The 3,475-nt window shown below is 36.4% G+C and carries 6 protein-coding genes; 3 read left to right on the forward strand and 3 right to left on the reverse strand.

Annotated elements, in window-relative coordinates:
* Positions 1–91 precede the first annotated feature (91 nt).
* Positions 92–1,132 (reverse strand): ACR3 family arsenite efflux transporter, encoded by a 1,041-nt coding sequence (arsB, locus tag Q0017_RS13490; protein WP_298147874.1) that lies wholly within the window; start codon positions 1,130–1,132, stop codon positions 92–94.
* A 4-nt stretch (positions 1,133–1,136) separates the two neighbouring features.
* Complete coding sequence (locus tag Q0017_RS13495) at positions 1,137–1,451, reverse strand: metalloregulator ArsR/SmtB family transcription factor (RefSeq protein ID WP_298147877.1); 315 nt, start codon at positions 1,449–1,451, stop codon at positions 1,137–1,139.
* A gap of 82 nt (positions 1,452–1,533) precedes the next feature.
* Between Q0017_RS13495 and arsC the strand changes: the two genes are divergently transcribed.
* From arsC to Q0017_RS13510, 3 genes are all read left to right on the forward strand, one after another.
* Positions 1,534–1,962, forward strand: coding sequence for an arsenate reductase (glutaredoxin) (gene arsC / locus Q0017_RS13500; RefSeq protein WP_180000548.1), 429 nt, complete (start codon positions 1,534–1,536; stop codon positions 1,960–1,962).
* A gap of 142 nt (positions 1,963–2,104) precedes the next feature.
* Positions 2,105–2,461, forward strand: coding sequence for a type II toxin-antitoxin system RelE/ParE family toxin (locus Q0017_RS13505; RefSeq protein WP_298147916.1), 357 nt, complete (start codon positions 2,105–2,107; stop codon positions 2,459–2,461).
* Positions 2,454–2,756, forward strand: coding sequence for a helix-turn-helix domain-containing protein (locus Q0017_RS13510; protein WP_298147919.1), 303 nt, complete (start codon positions 2,454–2,456; stop codon positions 2,754–2,756). The genes Q0017_RS13505 and Q0017_RS13510 overlap by 8 nt, the downstream gene beginning before the upstream one ends.
* 205 nt (positions 2,757–2,961) lie before the next feature.
* On the opposite strand, the gene Q0017_RS13515 is transcribed toward Q0017_RS13510, so the two are convergent.
* The gene (locus Q0017_RS13515; protein WP_298147923.1) at positions 2,962–3,282 is read right to left on the reverse strand and encodes a GrlR family regulatory protein; all 321 of its coding nucleotides are present in this window, start codon (positions 3,280–3,282) and stop codon (positions 2,962–2,964) included.
* Between the last annotated feature and the right edge of the window lie 193 nt (positions 3,283–3,475).

Raw genomic sequence — 3,475 nt, forward strand, 5'->3', positions numbered from 1 at the left:
ACTATGATAAGATTAACCCGTTAGGTCAGGTGGCCTAACTTAAATAAAAAGTCTCCGACAAACCCGGTACGGTTCAGTAAGTTCATTAGATTCATACCTCTTTAAAAACTTTTTTCCTAAGCCATAGCGAAACTGTCACTAAGGCAATCAATACAGGCACTTCAACAAGCGGTCCAATCACGGTTGTGAAAGCTACAGGTGAAGCTAATCCAAAAGTGGCAATCGCTACAGCCAGTGCTAATTCAAAATTGTTGCCTGCCGCAGTAAAGGAAATAGCAGTCGTTTTAGGGTAATCGTTGCCCATCCACTTACTCATAAAGAAGCTGATGAAGAACATTGCAACAAAATAGATCGTCAAAGGAATAGCGATTCTAAGCACGTCTAGAGGAAGGCTAATCACTTCACCACCTTTAAGACTGAACATGGCTACAATCGTGAATAAAAGCGCAATAAGGCTGATTGGGCTAATCTTTGGAATAAACTTAGTTTGATACCAATCCAAACCTTTCTGTTTGACTAAAATCAGCCGGGTTAAAAAACCAAGTAAGAATGGAATACCTAGATAAACCAGAACAGCATGGGTAATGGTCCAAAAGCTTACATCAATGATTTGTGCTTCTACCCCAAAGAATGGCGGTAAGAAGGTCAAGAACAACCAAGCATAAGTACTAAAGAACAAGATCTGGAAGATACTGTTAAACGCAACCAAGGCAGCAACATATTGATTATCCCCACATGCCAGACCATTCCAGACGAGGACCATCGCAATACATCGAGCTAAGCCTATGAGAATTAGGCCAGTCATATATTCAGGATAGGCGTGCAGAAAAATGATTGCCAAAGCAAACATTAAGCAAGGTGCAATGATCCAGTTTTGAACAAGAGATAATGTAAGGGTTCGCTTGTCCTCAAAGACTTTAGGCAAGGTTGCATAGTCAACTTTGGCAAGTGGGGGATACATCATCAAAATAAGCCCTATTGCGATAGGGATATTCACTGAATTAATGCTTAATTGATCTAATACAACAGATGTTTGGGGGAAAAACACCCCAATACCTACGCCTAATGCCATGGCAATGAAAATCCATAGAGTTAGGTTTCGATCTAAGAACGAGAGCTTTGATGCGGACATTGAATTACTCGCATTGCATAGAGATAGATAAGTTGCTCGCAGGTTTATTCAGTACTTCATCATTTAAAACATTGAGAACTGCATTTACCCATTCTGGTAAATCAGGATTTAATCGGTAGTACACCCATTGTCCTTTGCGCTCATCTAGCAAAATTGAAAGGTTACGGAGTAAAGCCAAATGACGAGAAATTTTAGGTTGGCTCAGTTGTAATACCTCTGTGATTTCACAAACACATACATTTTGTCTTTCTAAAATAATTTTTAAAATATCTAGACGTGTCGGGTCAGATAGGCATTTAAAGAAATCTGCTTGATCCATAATCTATACTCTTATATATGCTATTGCGAATATACGCATATCCATATATAAATGCAATATTATAAAGTCCTGAGTAAGTCCAATGTCATCAAAAGTTAAGATCTATCATAATCCAGCGTGCGGAACATCAAGAAATACACTGGCGCTAATTCGAAATACCGGAGAAGAACCCGAAATTATTGAGTATCTTCTCAACCCTCCAAGTAAAAGTGAACTCATTAATTTAATTGAGAAATCAGGTCTCTCTGTACGTGAAGCTATTCGCAAAAACGTGGAACCTTTTGAAGCTCACAACTTGGATCAGCAGCACTGGACAAATGAACAGCTCATTAATTTTATGCTTGAGTATCCAATTTTAATTAATCGTCCATTTGTAGTGACTGAGTTAGGCGTAAAACTCTGTAGACCATCTGAACTCGTTTTAGATATTTTGTCTGCGCCTCAATTAGGAGCTTTTATCAAAGAGGATGGTGAAATAATCATCGATAAAAATGGTAAGCGGATTAAATAAATCCGCCTCATTTAACATAATGGCTGTTATTCGAAATTCGCTTTTTGAGCACTATCTATCATCATGTAATTTTCTATCTATATTTGCAAAATAGTGCAAACAGATCTAAAATATAGACTATAATCTATATTATGGTTATGATATGTGGACAGTCATTACAACGGATCTGTTTAATGAATGGCTTGAAAAACAAGATGAATCAACTCAAGAAAAAGTCTTAGCTGCTTTAGTTGTGCTACAACAGAAAGGACCGAGTTTAGGTCGTCCCTTAGTAGATACCGTTTATGACTCTAAATTTACCAATATGAAAGAACTACGTGTTCAACATCGAGGTAAGCCACTAAGAGCATTTTTTGCGTTTGACCCATTACGACAAGCTATAGTGCTTTGTATTGGTGACAAAAGTGGTAAAAAGCGTTTTTATACAGAGATGCTGACAATTGCAGATCAGCAAGACGAACTTCATCTCTTAACTTTAGGAGAAAAATTTGATGGCTAAAACCTTGCAAGAACTATTAGCTAGCCGCTCTCCAGAGAGCCAAGCTCGTATTCAAAAAATGGCTGATGAGTTACTTCTAGAAAATCAACTTTATCTTATTCGTGAAGAGCTAGAAATATCTCAGAAAGAACTCGCTGCGACTTTAGGAATTAAACAACCATCTCTTTCTGCCCTTGAAAATCGTGGTAATGACTTAAAAATTTCGACAATGAAGAAGTACGTCGAAGCAATGGGCTGCAAGCTTCGTATTGACGTAGAACTGCCAACAGGAAAACATATAGGATTCAATGTTTAAACATAAAAATGGGGTTTGCCACAAGAAGCTCAATACAGATGATTATAAAGGTGCATCTGATCAGTTCACCGTATGGAATAAAGGCGTTAGGAAAGTGTTGCAGGATATTGTGAATCGTCGTGCGAAAGAAAAAGTGTTTTTAATCCGTAATAGAAGAAGCCCTCATTGCGAGAGCTTCTATTATTTTATATGGGAATACTTCAAACTAGGGTAATTGACCAATAAATTTAGCATGAACCACTAGTTGGACTGTTTGTAAATTCTCAACATTTCCAGTTAGTAGATATCCACCCAATTCAGAGTGGCATATCAAATTTAGCTTTATTTTATCATGACTTCCAAAAAACAAATGCGATGTAGCCGTATGTTTAAAAAGATTTATAATTAGTATATTGGATTCAAGGGTACCTTTGTACGAATAAAACGAATCTCCACCATAAATTTTATCGTTATCTACTATTAATAATCCGGTGCCAAAATCTTTATCTTGGCTTTTAAATGAAAGAAAATAAATGCCATTATTCATAATATTCTCAAGATTCTTATAGATCAAAAATTTAACGCTGGATAATTTAATTGGTATTCGTATTTTCAAGTATTTTTTCCTCTTTTTTTGTAGAGTTGGGCTTTGTTTTTATATTCCGATAATAATATGTAGCTACTAATCCGACGCTTATTAATGCTAATAGTTTCATGGCTTTTTCAAATTTCAATAAAAT

It is taken from the genome of uncultured Acinetobacter sp. (genome assembly GCF_947624825.1).
Classification (GTDB): Bacteria; Pseudomonadota; Gammaproteobacteria; order Pseudomonadales; family Moraxellaceae; genus Acinetobacter.

Coding starts and splice junctions, on each gene's coding strand:
- arsB (WP_298147874.1), bottom strand. CDS start 1,132: ATGTCCGCATCAAAGCTCTCGTTCTTAGATCGAAACCTAACTCTATGG.
- Q0017_RS13495 (WP_298147877.1), bottom strand. CDS start 1,451: ATGGATCAAGCAGATTTCTTTAAATGCCTATCTGACCCGACACGTCTA.
- arsC (WP_180000548.1), top strand. CDS start 1,534: ATGTCATCAAAAGTTAAGATCTATCATAATCCAGCGTGCGGAACATCA.
- Q0017_RS13505 (WP_298147916.1), top strand. CDS start 2,105: ATGTGGACAGTCATTACAACGGATCTGTTTAATGAATGGCTTGAAAAA.
- Q0017_RS13510 (WP_298147919.1), top strand. CDS start 2,454: ATGGCTAAAACCTTGCAAGAACTATTAGCTAGCCGCTCTCCAGAGAGC.
- Q0017_RS13515 (WP_298147923.1), bottom strand. CDS start 3,282: ATGAATAATGGCATTTATTTTCTTTCATTTAAAAGCCAAGATAAAGAT.